Origin of the sequence: Ralstonia flatus, assembly GCF_958439105.1 — a bacterium.
In the GTDB taxonomy this organism is placed as follows: domain Bacteria; phylum Pseudomonadota; class Gammaproteobacteria; order Burkholderiales; family Burkholderiaceae; genus Ralstonia; species Ralstonia flatus.
Genome location: NZ_CAUDLI010000002.1, coordinates 662,351 through 681,325 on the forward strand (window position 1 = coordinate 662,351; position 18,975 = coordinate 681,325).

Below are 18,975 nucleotides of genomic sequence, written 5' to 3' on the forward strand. Positions count from 1 at the left end.
GTGCATGCAATGCACGACTCAGGGCTTACGGTTTGGCGGCCGGGGCACTCGCGGCGGGTGCCGAAGCACCGCCCTGGCCACGGCGATGACGCCCGCCCTGATGGGCTTGGCCGGCGGCGGGTGCGCTTGCGGCGGCGGCTCCCGGCTGGATCACCTCAACCGGCGAGCCGTCGCGCAGCTTGTCGGCACCGTCAACCACCACGCGCTCGCCGGGCTGCAGGCCTTGCGCCACCGACACGCGCTCGCCTTCGGTCACGCCCAGCTTGATCACGCGCAGCGCCACCTTGTTGTCGTCGCCGACCACGTAGACGAAGGTGCCCTGCGTGCCGCGCTGGATGGCGGCGCCCGGCACGATCACCACGTCGCGCAGCGTATCCACCTGCATGCGAACGTTCACGAACTGATTGGGAAACAGCATCGCGTTCTGGTTCGGGAACTGCGCACGCAGCTTGACCGTGCCGGTGGTGTTGTCGATGGTGTTGTCGACCGTCATGAGCACGCCGCGCGCGAGCTGCGTGGTCTGGCTGCGGTCCCACGCTTCCACCGGCAGCTTGTCGCCGGACTGCAGGCGCGGCATGACCTTGGGCAGGCTGTCTTCGGGAATCGAATAGATGACCGTGATCGGGTCGATCTGCGTGATGACGACGATGCCGTTGGTGTCCGACGCATGCACGATGTTGCCCGGATCGACCTGGCGCAGGCCAACCCGGCCCGACACCGGCGCCGTGATGCGCGTATAGGAAAGCTGCACGCGCGCGTTGTCGACGTTGCCCTGGTCCAGCTTGACCGTGCCGTCGTATTGGCGCACGAGCGCGGCCTGCGTATCCACCTGCTGCTTGGAGATCGAATCCTGCGAGAGCAGCGTCTGATAGCGCTGCAGGTCGAGCTTCGCGTTCTGCAGCAGCGCCTGATCGCGCGCCAGCTGACCTTCCGCCTGCGCGAGCTGCGCCTGATAGGTGCGCGGGTCGACCTCGGCCAGCAGGTCGCCGGCCTTGACGATCTGGCCCTCGGTAAACGCCAGGCGCACGAGTTGGCCGTCCACGCGTGTTTTGACCGTCACGTTGTTGACCGGCGTGACATTGCCCAGCGCCGACAGCACCACGTTGATGTCGCCCTTGACGGCCGTGCCAACCATCACCGGCATCGGCTTGTTGGCCATGGCGGCGCCGCGTCCGCCAGCGCCGCCCCGGCTACCGGGCCCACCCGGCCCGCCCGCGTTGCGATACTTCGCGTGATAGACCGCATAACCGATCAGCACCAGGAGAATGATCACCACCCAGATGCCCCAGCGGCGGCGCTTGCCGCCCTCGCGCGGGGGCGGCAGCAGCGTCGGAGACACCTCGTGGGGCGTCTCTTTCCCGTCGTGTGTACGGCGACCGGCGTCGTCAAACTGGCCGGGCTTCTGGTCCTTGGGATCGGACATGTTGGCGTTCCTGTTCTTAGCAATATGGGGACGAGCGCACATGATAGCGGGCACCCGTGCCAGTCAGACCGCAGCTTAAAGGCAACGTCTTTGCGCTGAATTAGTCGCGCAGCGGGTTCTATTACGTCAGATTACAAATCCGTTGCGGTGTTACGGGGAGAAACAATATGGTGAAAGTGCGCCGGATTCGTGACGGCCACAGTCGCTATCATGAGCACACCTTCCTGCGTGTACCAGACACTCCACCAGACAGATGAGCGGCACCAAGATCCTGGTCGTCGATGACGACGTCGAACTGCGCGACCTCCTGCGCGAATACCTGACCCAGCAGGGCTTTGCCGTTTCCGTGCTGCACGACGGCGACGGGCTGGCAGCCAGGCTTGAGCGCGAGCGCCCCGCGCTGGTCGTCCTCGACCTGATGATGCCCAAGGTGGACGGGCTGTCCGCCCTGCGCGACCTGCGCGCCCGCAACGACGACGTGCCGGTCATCCTGCTCACCGCCCGCAGCGATGAGATCGATCGCATCATCGGCCTGGAAATCGGCGCCGACGACTACCTCGGCAAGCCGTTTTCCCCCCGCGAGCTGCTGGCCCGCATCAATGCCGTGCTGCGCCGCCGCCTGGCCGTGCCGGCCTCTGCACCGGAGGACCGCGACAGCTTCAGCTTCGGCCCGTTCAAGCTCAACTTCCGCATGCGCACGCTGTTTCGCGGCGACCGCGCCCTGTCCATCAGCGATACCGAATTCGCGCTGCTGAAACTGCTGATCGGGCATGCGATGCAGGTGCTCACGCGCGAGCACATCGTCGAGTTGATGTACGGGCCGGGCAGCGGTGTGTCCGACCGCGGCATCGACGTGCAGATCTGGCGCCTGCGTCGCGTGCTGGAAGAAGACGCCCAGCGCCCGCGCTATATCCAGACCGTACGCGGCCGCGGCTACACCTTCGTGCCGGACGAGCGGGAAGAGGTCAATGAAGTTCAATAAGATTCGCCCCAGATTCGACACGCTCTTCGGCCGCTTGGCCGTGCTGATCGTGGTGGTGCTCGTGCTCAGCCATTTCTCGTGGCTGGGCGTGCTGCGCGCGGAGCGGCGCGAGCGGCAGTTCCAGGCGTCGGTAGACCAGATGGCGTTCCAGCTGCAGGCGTTTCAGGCAGCGATGGATGGTCACCTGCGCGTGAAGCTGCCCGACCTCGTGACCGAAACCGCCGAGGCCCCCGTGGGCGACGCTTCGTCGGCCTCCGATAAATCTGCGGAGTTGGTGCGTCAGCTTGCGCGCCGCTTGCCTTCCGACACGCAGCTGCGGCTCGAAGCGGGCCCCACGCCGCGCGTGTTTGTGCGCTTTCCGCAGCGCAACAAGTGGATCGCCATGCCGCTGGTGTGGGTGCATGCGCCGCCCACCATCTCGGCCGTGGTGCCCGGCGTGATGGTGGTGCTGGCGATTGCGATTGCGTTCTCGCTCTTCGCGGCGTGGCAGATCCAGCGCCCCGTGCGCGAGCTGGCCGATGCAGCCGGTGCGCTGGCCCGCCGTCGATACGTGCCCCCGCTCAAGGAGCGCGGCCCCTACGAGCTTCGCCAGCTGACCGAGCAGTTCAACCATATGGCGGCAGACCTGTCGGCCACCGACGAAGAGCGCAACACCATGCTTGCCGGCATTGCGCATGACCTGAAGACGCCGCTGTCACGCCTGCGCCTGCGCGCCGAAATGCTGGCCGACCAGAAAGCCGGCGCCGGTATCGAACGCGATGTCGAGTCCATGTCGGCCATCGTCGAGCAGTTTCTTGCCTATGCCCAAAGCGGCGACAGCGAGGCGCGCGAGGTGTCGGTCGACCGCCATCTGCGCGGCCTGGTGCAGCCGTTTGCCGAGCAGGGCAAGCATGTCGCGCTCGATCTGCATGCGGGGGACCGCTTCCGCCTCAAGCCGACGCATCTGGAGCGCATCGTCGTCAATCTGCTCGACAACGCGTTCGCGTATGGCGCGGAGCCCGTCAACGTGCGCACCGCCGTGGACGATGCCGGCTACACGCTGACGGTGGAAGATCATGGCGCCGGCATCCCCGCGGCCGACTTTGACCGCGTCATGCGGCCCTTTGTGCGCCTGGACCCGGCGCGGGGCGGCAACGCGCACTGCGGGCTGGGCCTGGCGATCGTCGATCGGCTGGTGCGTCATCTTGGCGGCGACCTCGCGGTCGGACCGACGGCGGCGGATGCGTCCGCGCCCGGTTTTCGCATCACCATGCGGTTTCCGGTGTCGACTGCGGCGGCTTGATCGCCCGATCGTCCATTCGTCCAATCGCCCGACTGACATATGGGCACGCGGTTGCGTAAGCTATCCTAGGCGAGGCAAGCACGCTTGTTGCGTGCGCTCACCAGAACTCCGGGAGGAAACGCATGAATCGCGCTGTCTGTCTCGTCAAGGATGCTGGCCAGGCCCGCATGACCGCTGCCGTTGCTGCATGTGTGCTGGCGATGGGTCTGGCGGGTTGCTCGTCGCCGATGCCTCCGTGGGAGCCGCCGCGCACGATCATCCAACCCGCGCCGCCGCCCCCGCCGGCCCCCGCACCTGCACCTGCGCCCGCGACGACGTTGCCGCCTTCACCTGCCATGCAGCCGGTGCCGACTCCGCCGCCGACCTACACCGCACCGCCTGCTGCTGACACCGAACCGCCGCGCGCAACGCCCGGCATGGCGAATCCGGCATCCACGTATTGCCTGCAGCGCGGCGGTCAGCTTGAATTTTCCACGCGTGCGAATGGCGCCGAGGTGGGCACCTGCGTGAGCCCCGGCGGGGATGAATGCGAGGAATGGGCATTCCTGCGCGGCAGTTGCACGTGGTAAGCGCCGGCAGTCGCTGCAGGTAACAAAAAGGGCCGCAGACGTTGCGGCCCTTTTGTTTTGGAAGATGCGATCGATTTGGCGACGCTTACCGCCGCGCCACCACCACCTTGTCGGCAGACTCCGCCACCAGCCGCATCGGTACGCCGGCGGCTTGCAGATGCTGCCATGTCGTGCGGCGCATGAAGGCGTAGGCGGGCGGCCCGTCGGTCCAGCGGCGGATCCATTCGTCGGTGGTGGCAACGACCTTGCTCGGTTCAAGCCCGGCGCCCATTTCGAGTTCGTCAAAGCCGGACACCAGCGTCATCGGCCGCCCGAGGTAATAGATGGCCGTCTGGTCCAGCCACTCGACCGAGTAGAAAGGCGTTTCGGGCGGAATCGGGCCCGTCGCATTCAGCGTCTTTTCGATGAGATCGCGGGCAGACAATGCATCGCGGAAGATCTCGCTGGCGTTGAGCACGCGGTCCCAGCAGAACAGGGCGGAGATCGACAGCACGATTACGGCGACGGTGCGCCGCTGCCAGCGCAAGGCGGCGAGCGCGGCCAGCGTGCCGACGGCCAGCATGGCCATCACTTCGCGCAGTGCCGGCATGGCCAGCGCCACCTGTTCGGCGGGCATCTTGGCGCCGGCCTTGGCGCCGATCGTCGGCACGGCAAACCACAGCCCAATGGCGATCAGCAGATTGACACCCAGCGACCACGCAACGGCGCGCGTCGGCATTTTCTCCAGCGCCAGCGCCAGCACAATGGCCAGCGCGGGGAAGGCGGGCACGATGTAGCCGGGCAACTTCGAACTGGAGGCCGAGAAAAACAGGAAGATCATCCCCGCCCAGGCAATTGACCAGCGCATCAGGTCAAACTGCCGCGTGCCGACAAAGAGATCAGCCACGCGGCCCAGGCGCCGGCCGATGGCCGCAAACAGCAGCGGCGTCCACGGCAGCAACCCGGCCGCGCCCACCGCGATGAAGTACCACCACTTGCCGCTGCGATGGTGCTCGTTGGTGAGGAAGCGCTGGAAATGCTCGTGGATGAAGAAGAAGTTGAAGAACTCAGGATTGCGCTGCTGCACGATCACGAACCACGGCACCGTGGCGATCAGGTACAGCGCCAGGCCCGGCAGCCAATGCATGCGGCGGATCAGCGCCCAGTCGCGCGTCATCAGCAGATAGGCAACGCCGATCAGGCCGGGCACGACCAGCCCGATCAGTCCTTTGGTCAGGGTTGCACCGGCCAGGGCCAGCCAGACCACCAGCATCCAGGCGAGCCGTCCGCCACGCGATGCGCCCGACCGCTGCGCCAGCGCAAAGCCGCACGCACCGACGGTCAGGAAAAAGCCCACGCCCATGTCGAGCGTGATGACCTGCCCGAACAGCAGATACAGCAGCGACGAGGCCAAAATCGCCGCGCCCGTCGCCGCCGTGCGCCCGCCGCGATAGACGGCCAGCGTCCATGCCGTCATCAGGATGCCGCCCAGGCCGAACAGCACCGGCCACAGGCGTGCCCCCCAGGCGTTGACGCCGAATGCCTCGAACGTGGCGGCGGTCGTCCAGTACTGCAGCGGCGGCTTTTCGAAATATTTGAGATCGTTCAGACGCGGCGTCACCCAGTCGCCGGAGGCCACCATCTCGCGCGGGATCTCCGCATAGCGGCCTTCATCGGGCCGGAACAGGGTGGAGCGCTGGAAGAGGTCGTCCGTCCACAGCGCGAGGAACACGCCGATGAGCGCGACAACGATCAACGCCATCCACGGCGAGCGGCGGGGAGAAACAAGGCGGGATTCCATGCGAGGGCGGCAATAGCGAGCACGGTCAGAAAGGCTTGGATTCTAGTCGATGCGAGGTTAGCGGACGGTTAGCCTGGCCAAATGTCTTGTCCCCGGAGTTGTCGCGCCATGAAGGCCAAGCTCGTCGCCTCCGTCAACGAGGGCGTCGGTCCGAAACCGTGAAGCACGCTTTGCGCCGCCATATTTGCCGGACTTATAGCCCGAATAAACATTCGCAATTTGACGCGCATTTTGCGATTGCCAGATAAAGGCGGCTGGATGCGCCGAGCCGGTCGGCGCGCATGCAAAAGGAATGGAGACATGTTGAAGGTCAACGGGGCGCGGCTGTGGTCGAGCCTGATGGAAATGGCGGCGGTCGGTGCCACGCCAAAAGGCGGCGTGCGGCGCCTAGCGCTGACGGAAGAAGACGCGGCCGGCCGCGCGCTGTTCGCACGCTGGTGCAAAGACGCGGGCATGACGCTCAGCTTTGACCGCGTCGGCAATCTGTTTGCGCGCCGCGCCGGCAAATCGGCGCAAGCCCGCCCCGTGGCGAGCGGCAGTCATCTCGACACGCAGCCCGAAGGCGGGCGCTTCGATGGCGTCTACGGTGTGCTGGCCGCGCTGGAAGTGGTGCGCACGCTCAACGACGCGGGCATTGAAACCGACAAGCCCATCGAGATTGTCGTGTGGACCAACGAGGAGGGGGCGCGCTTTACGCCCGCCATGTTGGGTTCAGCCGCATTTGCAGGCGTCATGCCGCTGGAACAGGCGTTGGTCTCGCGTGATGCGCAGGGCATCTCCGTGGCCGAAGCGCTGGCGGCAACGCGCTACGCGGGCGAACGCGCCATCCCCGGTGCACCGTTCGACGCCTACTTCGAGGCGCATATCGAGCAAGGGCCGATCCTGGAAGAGAACGGCGTGCCGATTGGCGTGGTGACGGGCGGGCAGGCGATCCGCTGGCTCGATGTGCATGTGCAGGGCCAGGCCGCCCATGCGGGCACCACGCCCATGCGTTTCCGCCGCGACGCGATGTTTGCGGCAGCGGAGATGGCGACCTCGCTGGAAGTGCTGGTCGACAGCTTTGCGCCGCATGGCCTCGTGACGATCGGCGAACTCGGCATCCGCAATGCCTCCCGCAACACCATCGCCGCCGATCTCACGTTCACGGTGGATTTGCGTCACCACGAAGACGCGCGCATTGCCGAGATGGAAGCGGCGCTGCGTGAACGCTTTGCCGACATTGCAGAGCGCCGCGGCCTAGCCGTGCAGATCGACCAGCACTGGGTCAGCCCGGCCACGCCGTTCGACGCCGCCTGCGTGAAGGCGGTGGCCGATGCGGTAGAGGCCCTCGACTACCCGCATCAGCGCATCGTGAGCGGCGCCGGGCACGACGCCATCCACATTGCCAAGCATTGCCCGACGGCGATGATCTTCATCCCGTGCGTGAACGGTCTGAGCCACAACGAAGCGGAAGATGCGCTTCCCGAAGATGTGACGCGCGGTGCCGATGTGCTGCTGCATGCCATGCTGGCACGGGCGCGGTGAGCGAAATGGCGTGATAACGATATGACGGCATAGCGCTTTGCCCGACCCGTCAGTAGGGTCGAATCGTTGCAACCTGTTGCGGTAGCATTGCGTTTGCCGGCGATCCTGCCGGTTCAGTACGTCTTCAGGGCGGGGTGAAATTCCCCACCGGCGGTATGCGGACCGTGTGTCCGTGAGCTCGCGAGCGCCTTGCATGCGCCTGCATGCAGGGGTCAGCAGATCCGGTGAGATGCCGGGGCCGACGGTCAGAGTCCGGATGGAAGAAGATGTGCGGAACAACACGCGCGTGCTACAGGAGCGCGCCTGGCTTTGTGCCGGGCTGCGTGGCTGCATGGCTCGCGCGTGTTTGTCTGCTTGCCCTGGAACGTCTTGTCGCCAATCTTGCGAGGAGCGTTTCCATGTTGTCCACTCAGCAATCCCCTGCAGTTCACCCGCCCGCATTGCCTTCCGCGAATGTGGCGTTTGACGCCATCGAAGCCCGCTTCGATCCGGCCGACATGCCCGCGCGCATGGCCGCCGCCCTCGACGCGGTGCGGCTTGGCGTGCCTGTGGTCGTGCTCGACGATGCCGACCGCGAAAACGAGGCCGACCTCATCGTCGCCGCCGACAAGCTCACGCAGGCCAGCATGGCCATGCTGATTCGCGAGTGCAGCGGCATCGTCTGCCTGTGCCTGACGGCGGAGAAGAGCGCGTCGCTCGGCTTGCGCCCGATGGTGGAAGACAACCGCAGCCAGTACGGCACGGCGTTCACGGTGTCGATTGAAGCCCGCACCGGCGTGAGCACCGGCGTATCGGCGGCGGATCGCATCACGACCATCTGCGCGGCCATCGCGCCCGATGCCGATACGCAATCGGTCGTCAGCCCGGGGCACGTATTCCCGCTGGTAGCAAAGGAGGGTGGGGTGCTCACGCGGCGCGGTCATACCGAGGGCTCGGTCGACCTGGCACGTCTGGCAGGCTTGCCGCCGGCCGCCGTGCTACGCGAACTGATGCTGCCCGATGGCACCATGGCGCGCCGTGACGACGCGGTGCGCTTCGCCGATCAGCACAACCTGCCGGTGCTGACCATTGAAGACATCGTTCAATATCGGGAGCAGATGGAGCGCGCGGTCAGCTTTGTCTGACGACCAGCCGGCCGCGCGAGAGAGGTGACGCTGGTTACCGCTTGAGCGCGGCGGCTTCCTTGGCGAGCGCCGTGATGCCTGCCCAGTCGCCGGCCGCGACCTTGTCCTTGGGCACCATCCACGAGCCGCCCACACACACGACGTTGGGCAATGCGAGATAGTCTGGCGCGCTTTGCGGCGTGATCCCGCCGGTCGGGCAGAAACGCACATCGCCAAACGGCCCGTAGATCGACTTGAGCATCGGGATGCCGCCAGCCGCTTCGGCCGGGAAGAACTTCAGCGTGGTCAGGCCGAACTCCAGTGCCAGGATCAGCTCGGACGGCGTGGCGATGCCCGGCAGCCAGTCCAGTTCAGCTTTCGCCTGTGCCACGGCCAGCATCGGCGTAATGCCCGGCGACACCGCGAACACCGCCCCGGCATCCTTCGCCTGCTGGAAATGCTCCGGGCGCGTGAGCGTGCCGGCGCCGACGATGGCATCGCTGCCCAGGTCCTTCACCACCGCACGGATCACGTCGAGCGCCACCGGCGTGCGCATCGTGATCTCGAACGTGCGGATACCGCCCTCGTACAGCGCGCGGCACACCTTGACGCCCTCATCGACAGATTGGAACTGCAGCACCGGGATGACCGGGCCGGCCTTGACGACGGAATCGATACCCACAACGTTCTCCTAGATCAACTTCAACGGAACAAGCTTAAACGACGGTCGCCAGCGCCAGCGTGAGCAGCAGCGCGACGATCGAGATGATGGTTTCCAGCACCGTCCACGTCTTGAAAGTTTGCGGCACGGTCAGGTTGAAGTACTCCTTCACCAGCCAGAAGCCGCCGTCGTTCACGTGCGACAGGATCAGCGAGCCTGCGCCGGTGGCCAGCACCATCAGCTCCGGCTTGACGGCGGCGCCAGAGGCGGCGGCGATCGGCGCGACGATACCGCAGGCGGTCGTCATGGCCACCGTGGCCGAACCCGTGGCGATGCGAATCAGCACGGCCACCACCCAGCCCAGCAGCAGCGGCGAGAGATGTGCATCGGTGGCGACGGCCACGATGGCCTTCGACACGCCCGAATCACGCAGGATCTGGCCGAAGCCGCCGCCTGCGCCCACCACCAGCGTGATCGTGGCGATCGGTGCCAGACACTCGTTGGTGAACTTGAGGATGGTGTCGCGATTGAAGCCGCGTGCCTTGCCGAACGTGTAGAAGCTCACGATGGCGGCAATCAGCAGGGCCATCACGGAGTTGCCGGCCAGCTTCAGGATGTCGTTTGCCAGCGTCTTGGGCGGGACGATCAGGTCGGCCCAGCTGCCGATCAGCATCAGCACCACCGGCAGCAGGATCGTGAACAGCGTCACGCCAAAGCCCGGCAGCTCGCGCTTCTGGTCGGCTTCAACAAACTGCGCGGCCAGCGGGTTGTTCTCGTCCGGCTTGACATAGCGCGAAACCAGCATCGCCCAGAGCGGACCGGCCAGGATGGCGGTCGGCAGGCCGACGATCAGCGCATACATGATGGTCTTGCCGATGTCGGCCTGATACGCCGTCACGGCCAGCAGCGCCGCCGGGTGCGGCGGGATCAGACCATGCACCACCGACAGACCGGCCACCATCGGCAGGCCCACCAGCAGGATCGGCGTGCCCGTGCGCTTGGCCACGTTGAAGGCAATCGGGATCAGCAGCACGAAGCCGACTTCGAAGAACACCGGCAAGCCGATGATGAACGCCACGACCATCATGGCCCAGTGCGCGTTCTTCTCGCCAAAGGCACTGATGAGCGTTTTGGCGATGCGCTCGGCCCCGCCTGATTCCGCCATCATCTTGCCGAGCATCGTCCCGAGGCCCACCACCAGGGCGATGTGGCCGAGCGTGTTGCCCACCCCGGTTTCGAACGCCTTGACGATATTGCCCATCGGCATGCCAACCACCACGCCCAGCACGAGCGAGACGACGATCAGCGTAACGAACGGGTTCAGTTTCTGGACAGCGATCAGGTAGATCAGTGCGACCACCGCCAGCGCGGCGGTCAGCAATAGCGAGTTGCCTTGCATCGGGACCATCGGGTTTCCTCCTCAGGGATATTCACGGCTCTTGTTGTCTGGGCGCCCCGTCATGCAGCGCGCCCTTATGAAAAATGCGGATTACGGCTTCTTGTAGGCCACGCAATCGACTTCGACCTTGCAGTCGATGACCATGCTCGACACCACGCAGGCGCGCGCGGGCGGGTTGGCACCGAAGTACTCCTTGAACACCTTGTTGAACGACTGGAAGTCGCGCGGATCATCCAGCCACACGCCGCAGCGCACGACGTGCTCGGGCCCGTAGCCGGCTTCGGCCAGGATGGCCAGCACGTTCTTGATGGTCTGGTGCGATTGCTCGACGATGCCGTTGCCGACCACCTCGCCATTCACCATGGGCGTCTGGCCCGACACAAACAGCCAGCCGTCTGCGCCCGCCGCACGGGCAAAGGGGAGGTGCTGGCCACCGGTGCCGGTGCCGCCTTCAACGCCAATTCGGGTAATCGTCATCGCTACGTTCCTTCTTTCAAACTTGCAAACAAAACTTGGATTCAGTGGACCTCGGCGGCCGCCGTTGCCGGCGCACGCGGGCCGCGCTTGAGGAAGCGACCCGCGCCGGGTGTCCGCACAGCGGGCTGCGCGGCGCCTCCCTGATACGACAGATGGCCGTTGACCCACACGGCCGCAATGCCCGTTGCCGGTTGCTGCGGGTCGGTAAAGGTGGCGACATCGCGCACCGTTTCCGGGTCGAACAGCACGAGATCGGCCCAGTAGCCCTCGCGCACGAGGCCGCGTTCGCTCAGCCCGAAGCGCTCGGCAGACTGGCCCGTCATCTTGCGGACGGCGGCTGCAAGCGAGAGCAGCTTGCGCTCGCGGCTGTAGTAACCGAGCACGCGCGGGAAGGCGCCCCACAGGCGCGGATGCGGTTTCGGATCGTTCGGCAGGCCGTCGGAGCCGATGACGGTGGCGGGGTGCGTGATGATGCGGTCCAGGTCCTGCGCCGACATGTTGTGGTACACGGCGCCCGCCGGCTGCAGGCGGCGCGCCGCGTCCATAAGGTCGGTGCCCCACGCGGCAGCAATCTCCTTGAGCGTCTGCCCAGCCATGCTGGGTTCGGGCTCCGACCACGTGATGAAGATGTCGAATTCGTCCGTCACCTGCTTCAAGTCCAGCGTGGACGAGCTTGCGGTGTACGGATAGCAGTCGCAGCCCACCGGCTGATAGCGCTGCGCGCCTTCGATGGATTCCAGCACTTCGCCCGCGCGGCCCCAATTGGCAGCGCCCGCGCACTTCAGGTGCGAGATCACGATCGGCACGCGCGCATGTTTGCCGACGCGGTACGCCTCGTCCATCGCATCGAGAATCGCCGCAAATTCGGTACGCAGATGCGTCGTGTAGATCGCGCCGGCCCCGGCCAGCGGCTCCGCCAGGCCCATCACTTCTTCGGTGGTCGACGCAAAGGCGTTGGCGTAGGCCAGGCCGGTCGACAGGCCGAGCGCGCCGTGGTCGAGCGCCTCGCGCAGCTGCGCGCGCATGCCTTCAACCTCGTTAGCGGTGGCGGGGCGGTCGAGGCGGTCCAGATGGTTGTTGCGCAGCGCCGTGTGCCCGACCAGCGCGGCGACGTTCACAGCCGGTTGCGCGCGCTCCACGGCGTCCACGTACGACGCGAAGGTCGGATACGCAAACGCGCTGGCAGGCCCCAGCAGGTTCATCGGGTCGGGCGGGTCGCCCTTGAGCGTGGCCGGTGACGCGCTGATGCCGCAGTTGCCCACGATGACGGTCGTGATGCCTTGCGACACCTTGCACAGCATGTCGGGCGTGCGGATCACGTTGGTGTCGTCGTGCGTATGCACGTCGATGAAGCCAGGAGCAAGGACGCGGCCCTCGCCGGCGATTTCCTCATCCCCCAGCCACGCGGTGGAGTCGGATGTGGCGATGGCGGCGATGCGGCCGTCGGTGATGGCCACGTCGAACAGCGTGGCCTCGGGTTCGTGGCCGCTGCCGTCCACAATGCGGACTTGACGGATGACGGTGTCGTACTGCTGCATGTCAATCTCCGAGCGGCTGGCGATTGCCGCCGCCGCGATGCGCATCGAGCACGTACTTGATGCGCCGTAAAAGCTCCTTGCTGCGATCGGACTGCTGCAGCGCGACCTCGGTCGCCAGCAGGTCGATCATCATCATCATGGCGTAGCGCGATGACGACGGCTTGAAGATGAAATCGGTTTCCATGGCCTGGATCGGCAGCAAGACATCGGCCAGCGTCGCCAGGGGCGAGCCCATGGCCGTGATGGCGACGATCCGGGCGCCGTACTCGCGCGCGATGGTCACGCTGTCGATCACCTCCGGCACGTGGCCGGTCACGGAAAACACGACCACCACATCGTCCGGGCTCAGCGTGGCCGCGACCATCCGCTGCAGCATCGAATCATGATAGGTGGTGACCGGCCGTCCCAGGCGGGCGAGCCGGTAGCGCATTTCGTCGGCCATGGTGGTCGAGCCGCCGCCCATGCCGAACACGGCAATCATGCGCGCCGCCACCAGTGCGACAGCGGCAGTACGGAAGGCCTCGGGCTGCACCAGCGCGCGGTTGGCCTCCAGCACATTGCTGATGTCGGCCAGGATGCCGTCGGCGCTGGAGGGCGGGCGGTCCGCACCGCCATCCAGAAAGCGCTGGCCGACTGCGGCTGCCTGCGCTAGCTTGAGCTTGAGTTCGCGCACATCGCGGCAACCCATCGCCTTGGCAAAACGGGTGACGCTGGCCTCACTCACGCCGGCGCGTTCGGCGAGCGTCTGTATGCTGCCGGCGGCGGCTTCTGCAATGTCGCTCAGGACGGTCTGCGCGACCTTTTGCTCGGCGGGGCGCAGTTCAGCGGCACGCTGGGAGAGTCGGGTCACGATGTCCATCGGTTCACGCATCGGGTCGGGCTTAGGGTCTCGCATTCTGGCCCCCGGTAGTCGTCCGGATAGCGGCTTTGAGAGTGCTTTGGTACTTTGTAACAGGCTGGCCCGGAGAATAATTTCGCCGCTATCATTATGTCAACCCGATGTTTACCCCCAAAGGAACACGAGTCCATTCCCATGAGTGATACAAAGTACCAAGGAGACGCCAACGCCCTCGTCAACCCGCTCGACAAGGGCTTGGGTGCGTTGGAAGCCGCATGCACGCCGGAGCAGATCGCTGCCCAGCGGTGGAACGTATTGAACGAAGACCTGAACCTGCCCGCGGCGGTGCTCTCGCAGTCGCGCGTGGAGCACAACCTCGCCTGGATGCAGCGCTTCGTGAGCGAATACGGCGCCAAGCTCGCACCGCATGGCAAGACGACGATGGCGCCGCGCCTGTTCCAACGTCAGCTGGCCGGCGGTGCGTGGGGCATCACGCTGGCAACGGCGCACCAGACACGCATTGCATATGCCCACGGCGTGCGTCGCGTGCTGATGGCCAACCAGCTGGTCGGCAAGCGCAACATGGCGATCCTGGCCGAGTTGCTGGCCGATCCGACGTTCGAGTTCTTCTGCCTGGTGGATGCGGCGGATCAGGTCGATCAGCTTGCCGCCTTCTTCGGCAAGGCGGGGCGCCCGATCCAGGTGCTGATCGAACTGGGCGTGCAGGGCGGTCGCACGGGCGTGCGCGACGACGCGCAACTGCAATCGGTGCTCGATGCGCTCACGCGGGCCGATGGCGCCGTCAAGCTCGCGGGCGTGGAAGTTTATGAAGGCGTGATCAAGGAAGAGGCGGATATCCGCACGTTCCTGCAGCGCGCGGTAAAGGTGATGGGTGACCTTGCAAAGGACGGGCGCCTGCAGCGCACGCCGGCCGTGCTCACGGGTGCCGGTTCAGCCTGGTACGACGTCGTCGCCGAAGAGTTCGCCAAAGCCAATATCGGCCAGCCGCTGGATGTGGTGCTGCGCCCCGGCTGCTATCTGACGCACGACGTGGGCATCTACCGTGCCGCGCAGGCCCGTATCGACGCCAACAACCCGATCGCGCACAAGATGCGTTCGAGCCTGCTGCCCGCGCTGCAACTGTGGGCCTATGTGCAGTCCGTGCCGGAGGGCGAGCGCGCCATCATTGCGCTGGGCAAGCGCGATGCTGCATTCGACGCCGGTCTGCCGCTGCCGGTCCTGCATTTCCGGCCGGGCGACAAGACCTCGTCGGCCACGCCGGCGCACTGGGAAGTCACCGGCATGATGGATCAGCATGCCTACCTGAAGATCGCCCCGGGCGACGACATCAAGGTCGGCGACATGATCGCCTTCGACATCTCGCACCCGTGCCTCACCTTCGACAAGTGGCGCCAGATTTCTGTCGTTGACGACGCCTACAACGTGGTCGACGTTGTGCAGACCTACTTCTGAGCGGGGCGCCCATGGCTGACATCCTCGCCTATGGCGAAGCGCTGATCGAGTTCAACCAGGCGGATCCCGGCAGCACGTCGTGGAATTTCGGCTTCGGCGGCGATACGTCGAACTTCTGCATCGCTGCGGCGCGGCAGGGCGCGCGCACGGGCTACATCAGCGCAGTGGGCGCCGACCGCTTCGGCCAGGCGCTGCGTGCACTGTGGCAGGACGAGGGCGTCGACCACACCTACGTGCACACCGATGCGCAGGCGCCCACCGGCCTGTACTTCGTTTCGCACGACGCGCGTGGCCACCATTTCGACTACCTGCGTGCAGGCTCGGCCGCGAGCCGCTTCCAGACCGCGCAACTGCCGCTGCAGGCGATTGCGGCGGCCAAGGCGTTTCACCTGTCGGGGATCAGCCTGGCCATCAGCGACACCGCGTGCGATGCGGGTTTGGCAGCGATGGCGCATGCGCGGGCGGCGGGTGTGCTGGTGTCGTTTGACACCAATCTGCGCTTGCGCCTGTGGCCGCTCGCGCGTGCCCGCGCCGTGATGCAGGAAGCGATGCGCACGTGCGATCTGTGCCTGCCGAGTTGGGACGATGTAACCGTGCTGCTCGACTGCCATGACCGTGACGGCATTGTCGATACGCTGCTCGGCTGGGGCGTGAAGCTGGTGGCGCTGAAGATGGGCGCGGAAGGCTGCTACGTGGCCACACCGGAGTACCGTACGCTGGTGCCGCGTCATACCGTCAATGCCGTCGATGCGACCGGCGCGGGGGACTGTTTTGGTGGTGCGTTTGTGGCGCGGATTGTTGCCGGGGATTCGCCTGCGGAGGCGGCGCGGTATGCCAATGTGGCGGCTGCGATTTCGACGACGGGGTATAGCGCTGTGGCGCCGATTCCGCGGGTGGAGGTTGTGCGGGCGGTGTTGGGTTCTGCGCAAGCTGTTTAGGTCGATGTTGATGGTGCATCCCTTGTTTCACCCCCTGCCGGGGGCGACTCACTTTCTTTGTCTTGCCAAAGAAAGTAAGCAAAGAAAGGCGCGCCCGAGATGGCGACCCACTCCTTGAATTTATGTGACCGTGCGGGGAAGGAGGCAAACTCGCTGCGCTCAGACAGGCCTCCTTCCTTTTTCCGCACGCTCACAGAAATTCAAGGCGCCATCTAGGGCAGGGTACGGCCAAACCGTCGTGTGCCTGTGTTGGTGTCCAGTTGTGTTCTTGTTGGGTAAAGAAAAACGCCACCGCGTATTTGCGGTGGCGTTTTTGCTTGCGCATCGTGTGCTTACTTTCCAGGCACCAGATGCACGCGGGATTCCGTTGCAGCTTCCACCGCCTTGCGCGAATACAGCAGCGGGAAGTACTCGCCCTTGAGCCACAGCGGTGCGAGGTCGCGGTAGTGCGGGCTGTCGGGGTTGCCGGACTGGCCGGGGAGGTTGACGGCGCGGGAGTTGTCCCAGTTGCCGACGTCCACCACCGTGCGGAACGAGGGGCCGTTCGTCTGCAGGAAATCGCTCGCGCGATACGTCGATTGGTTGGGCGTGTAGGGGCTGCCACCTTCAGGCGTGGGGCCCACGTTGAGTTTGGCGCGCGTGGCCTCGTCGACGATGGCGGCGAACGGATGGGCGTTCAGGTTGTGGTGCAGCTGGCCCCAGTTCCACGCTTGCGGGCTCGGGCCCTGGCGCTTGACCATATCGGCCCACGCAGTCTTCAGGCTGTCGAGCAGCACGGCATCGCGTTTGGCGGCGGCTTGTTGCGGGTCTTCGCCGAATTTGCGTTCGCTGCCTTGCGGGTGCTCCAGCGTATCGAGCATGACGTCGGTGTCGGGCGCGGCCATTGCCTCGGCGCCGGCCTTGGACAGCACGGCGTTCTTGAATGCGCGGCCCAGGTGATGCGTGAACCAGACCTCATGCAGCGCGGCTTGCGGGGAATCCGCCAGCATGGTCGCGTTCCAGCCCTTGAACAGGTTGAGCGCGGCTTGCGTGTCGGCGTCGTTGGACGACAGCGGCGCCAGCAGGGCCATCAGCCTGCGCGCCGGGATCGACACCATGTCGTTCTGCAGGCGCATCGAATCTTCGATCGACACCTTGTCCAGCCTAGCCAGCACTTCGTCAATGCGTGCGTGGCGCGAACCGTTGGTCCACTCAAAGCCGAGTTTGCGCTCGCGGTACGGATAATCCGCCGGCAGGTTCATCTCGTTGGACGAGGTGAAATAGCCCGACTTCGGGTTGTAGCTGCTGGGCAGTTGATCGCCGCGCCAGAAGCCGGCCCATTCGAAGCGGCCGTCGCCGGGCACGGGCAGCAGGCCGTCCCAGTTGGGGCGGATTGGGGCGAGGCCGCCCGGCACCCAGCCGATGTTGCCCTTCGTGTCGGCATAGACCTGGTTTTCGGTGGGCGCGCCCCAGTTCATCATCGACTGCTTGAACTGCGCGAACGTGCGTGCGCGCATGTAGCCGACCGAGCCGAAATACGGCGACATGCCCGGCGACAGCCACGCGGAGCGCACCGCATAGGCGCGATGTTTCTCCGCGTCGACGTAGATGACCGGGCCGTGGCGCGTGAAGGTGAGGTCGACGGGGCGGGAGTCACCGCCGCGCACGTTTACGGTTTCCTGCAGCACGGTGAAGGGCTCCCAGCCGCCGTTGTAGCGGTATTCGCTGTTGTTGGCCGGATTCAGTTCGTAGACGTAGAGGTCTTCCTGGTCGATGTTGAAGATGGTGAGGCCGAACGCGACGTGGCCGTTGTGCCCGATCGACACGGCCGGCAGCGAGGGCTCTCCGGCGCCGATGATGTCGAGCGTGGGTGTGCTGATGTGGGCGATGTAGCGCAGGCTCGGTGCGGAATAGGCGCGGTGGGGGTCGTTCGCCATCACGGCGCGGCCGGTGGTGGATTTGCCCGGCGCGATCACCCAGTTGTTGCTGCCTTCCATCGTCTCTTCGAGGTTGGCCGCGGCAGCGACGCGCGTGCTGTCGACGTCTACACCCTTGAGCGATTCCGGCGTGAGTTTCACGCCTTGCGTGGCCAAGGTGAACACCTTCAGCAGGTCCTTCGGCAGGCATGGGTCCAGGCCTTCAGGCAACTGGGTTTGCCAGGCGGGCTGCAGGCCGAAGCGGACGGTGTCGTCGGCGAGGTTGGCCTTGCAGGCCACGTTGGCGCGCGCAACTTCCGATTGCAGATTGCGCGTCAGGCCGTGGCTGCGGATGCGCACCACGTCTTCCGGCGCCCAATGCGCGGGCGCGTAGTTCAGCTTGCGGAATTCGAACGGCATCTGCTCCGGATGCCTGGCCAGCCAGTCGACATACGCATTGATGCCGGCTACGAAGCGCGTGGCAATGCGCTGAGCGTCGGGGCTGTAGCGGTTCCATTCGACCTGCATGTCACCGCGATAGAGAAACAGCCGCGTGGCGCGATCCTGCTCCACATACGCCGGCCCGAACACTTCCGACAACTGGCCCAGCCCCCGGCGGCGCCACAGGTCGATCTGGAAAAGGCGGTCTCGCGCGGCGTTGAAGCCTTGCGCGAAGAAGCCGTCGTCTTCGCTCTTCGCGTAGATGTGCGGCACGCCCCAGCGGTCGATCAGGATGTCGGCGGGCTTGGATAGGCCCGGTACGACGATGGTCTGCGCGGTGGCTTGGGGCGCGTCTTTGGCGAGGGCCTGCGCGGACATGCCGAGCGCGACGGCCGACAACAGAACAGGAAGCGAACGGATGGGCATGGCGATGCAGTCTCCTCTCTGAGCCCGGCATGCCAGCGCAGTCCACACGGACAGGGAAGGATTCGGGCGTTCTTATGGATACGGCAGACAACCGCGAGCGCGGCTGATGGGAAGGGCAAGCTGGCCGATCGGTTGAGCGGGTGCTGGCAACTGCTAGGGGAGAGATGCCCACCGATCGGCACAGGCTGTCGAGTATGCGGATGCGCAACGAACTGCGCCAATGACT

General features: G+C 65.7%; 15 protein-coding genes and 1 riboswitch. Of the genes, 7 read left to right on the top strand and 8 right to left on the bottom strand.

Going from position 1 to position 18,975, the window contains the following annotated elements:
• Positions 1–25: 25 nt before the first annotated feature.
• Complete coding sequence (locus tag R2676_RS06685) at positions 26–1,423, bottom strand: MdtA/MuxA family multidrug efflux RND transporter periplasmic adaptor subunit (protein WP_206273528.1); 1,398 nt, start codon at positions 1,421–1,423, stop codon at positions 26–28.
• Positions 1,424–1,676: 253 nt separating this feature from the next.
• Between R2676_RS06685 and R2676_RS06690 the strand changes: the two genes are divergently transcribed.
• From R2676_RS06690 to R2676_RS06700, 3 genes are all read left to right on the top strand, one after another.
• On the top strand, positions 1,677–2,405 hold the full coding sequence (locus R2676_RS06690; RefSeq protein WP_027679133.1) for a response regulator: 729 nt from the start codon (positions 1,677–1,679) through the stop codon (positions 2,403–2,405).
• Positions 2,392–3,687 (top strand): ATP-binding protein, encoded by a 1,296-nt coding sequence (locus R2676_RS06695; protein WP_206273527.1) that lies wholly within the window; start codon positions 2,392–2,394, stop codon positions 3,685–3,687. Before R2676_RS06690 ends, R2676_RS06695 begins: the two co-directional genes overlap by 14 nt.
• A 122-nt stretch (positions 3,688–3,809) precedes the next feature.
• Entirely contained in the window at positions 3,810–4,256 is a 447-nt protein-coding gene (locus R2676_RS06700; RefSeq protein ID WP_206273526.1) for a putative hemolysin, read from the top strand.
• An 85-nt stretch (positions 4,257–4,341) separates the two neighbouring features.
• Here the strand turns inward: R2676_RS06700 and R2676_RS06705 are convergent, their stop codons facing one another.
• Positions 4,342–5,997 (bottom strand): phospholipid carrier-dependent glycosyltransferase, encoded by a 1,656-nt coding sequence (locus R2676_RS06705; RefSeq protein WP_206273660.1) that lies wholly within the window; start codon positions 5,995–5,997, stop codon positions 4,342–4,344.
• Positions 5,998–6,336: 339 nt separating this feature from the next.
• Between R2676_RS06705 and R2676_RS06710 the strand changes: the two genes are divergently transcribed.
• On the top strand, positions 6,337–7,560 hold the full coding sequence (locus R2676_RS06710; protein ID WP_206273525.1) for a Zn-dependent hydrolase: 1,224 nt from the start codon (positions 6,337–6,339) through the stop codon (positions 7,558–7,560).
• A gap of 116 nt (positions 7,561–7,676) precedes the next feature.
• Positions 7,677–7,832, top strand: a riboswitch (FMN riboswitch).
• Between the two features lie 126 nt (positions 7,833–7,958).
• Positions 7,959–8,684 (top strand): 3,4-dihydroxy-2-butanone-4-phosphate synthase, encoded by a 726-nt coding sequence (ribB, locus tag R2676_RS06715; protein WP_316887234.1) that lies wholly within the window; start codon positions 7,959–7,961, stop codon positions 8,682–8,684.
• A 34-nt stretch (positions 8,685–8,718) separates the two neighbouring features.
• Here the strand turns inward: ribB and R2676_RS06720 are convergent, their stop codons facing one another.
• The 5 genes from R2676_RS06720 to R2676_RS06740 all read right to left on the bottom strand — a co-directional run bounded on the left by R2676_RS06720 (position 8,719) and on the right by R2676_RS06740 (position 13,609).
• The gene (locus R2676_RS06720; RefSeq protein WP_102066226.1) at positions 8,719–9,345 is read right to left on the bottom strand and encodes a bifunctional 4-hydroxy-2-oxoglutarate aldolase/2-dehydro-3-deoxy-phosphogluconate aldolase; all 627 of its coding nucleotides are present in this window, start codon (positions 9,343–9,345) and stop codon (positions 8,719–8,721) included.
• 34 nt (positions 9,346–9,379) lie between these two features.
• Positions 9,380–10,732, bottom strand: a complete 1,353-nt coding sequence (locus R2676_RS06725) for a GntT/GntP/DsdX family permease (protein ID WP_027679122.1) — start codon at positions 10,730–10,732, stop codon at positions 9,380–9,382.
• Between the two features lie 81 nt (positions 10,733–10,813).
• On the bottom strand, positions 10,814–11,200 hold the full coding sequence (locus R2676_RS06730; protein ID WP_009240594.1) for a RidA family protein: 387 nt from the start codon (positions 11,198–11,200) through the stop codon (positions 10,814–10,816).
• A gap of 41 nt (positions 11,201–11,241) precedes the next feature.
• A complete protein-coding gene (locus R2676_RS06735) occupies positions 11,242–12,738 on the bottom strand; it encodes an N-acyl-D-amino-acid deacylase family protein (protein WP_206273523.1) in 1,497 nt (498 codons plus the stop codon).
• 1 nt (position 12,739) lies between these two features.
• A complete protein-coding gene (locus R2676_RS06740) occupies positions 12,740–13,609 on the bottom strand; it encodes a MurR/RpiR family transcriptional regulator (protein WP_027679120.1) in 870 nt (289 codons plus the stop codon).
• A 162-nt stretch (positions 13,610–13,771) separates the two neighbouring features.
• Between R2676_RS06740 and R2676_RS06745 the strand changes: the two genes are divergently transcribed.
• Positions 13,772–15,049 (top strand): amino acid deaminase, encoded by a 1,278-nt coding sequence (locus R2676_RS06745; RefSeq protein ID WP_316856760.1) that lies wholly within the window; start codon positions 13,772–13,774, stop codon positions 15,047–15,049.
• A gap of 11 nt (positions 15,050–15,060) precedes the next feature.
• Positions 15,061–15,987 carry a sugar kinase gene (locus R2676_RS06750; protein WP_206273521.1) on the top strand — a complete coding sequence of 309 codons (927 nt, stop codon included), beginning with the start codon at positions 15,061–15,063 and terminating at the stop codon, positions 15,985–15,987.
• Between the two features lie 332 nt (positions 15,988–16,319).
• Here the strand turns inward: R2676_RS06750 and R2676_RS06755 are convergent, their stop codons facing one another.
• Positions 16,320–18,749, bottom strand: a complete 2,430-nt coding sequence (locus R2676_RS06755) for a penicillin acylase family protein (protein ID WP_206273520.1) — start codon at positions 18,747–18,749, stop codon at positions 16,320–16,322.
• Positions 18,750–18,975: the final 226 nt, after the last annotated feature.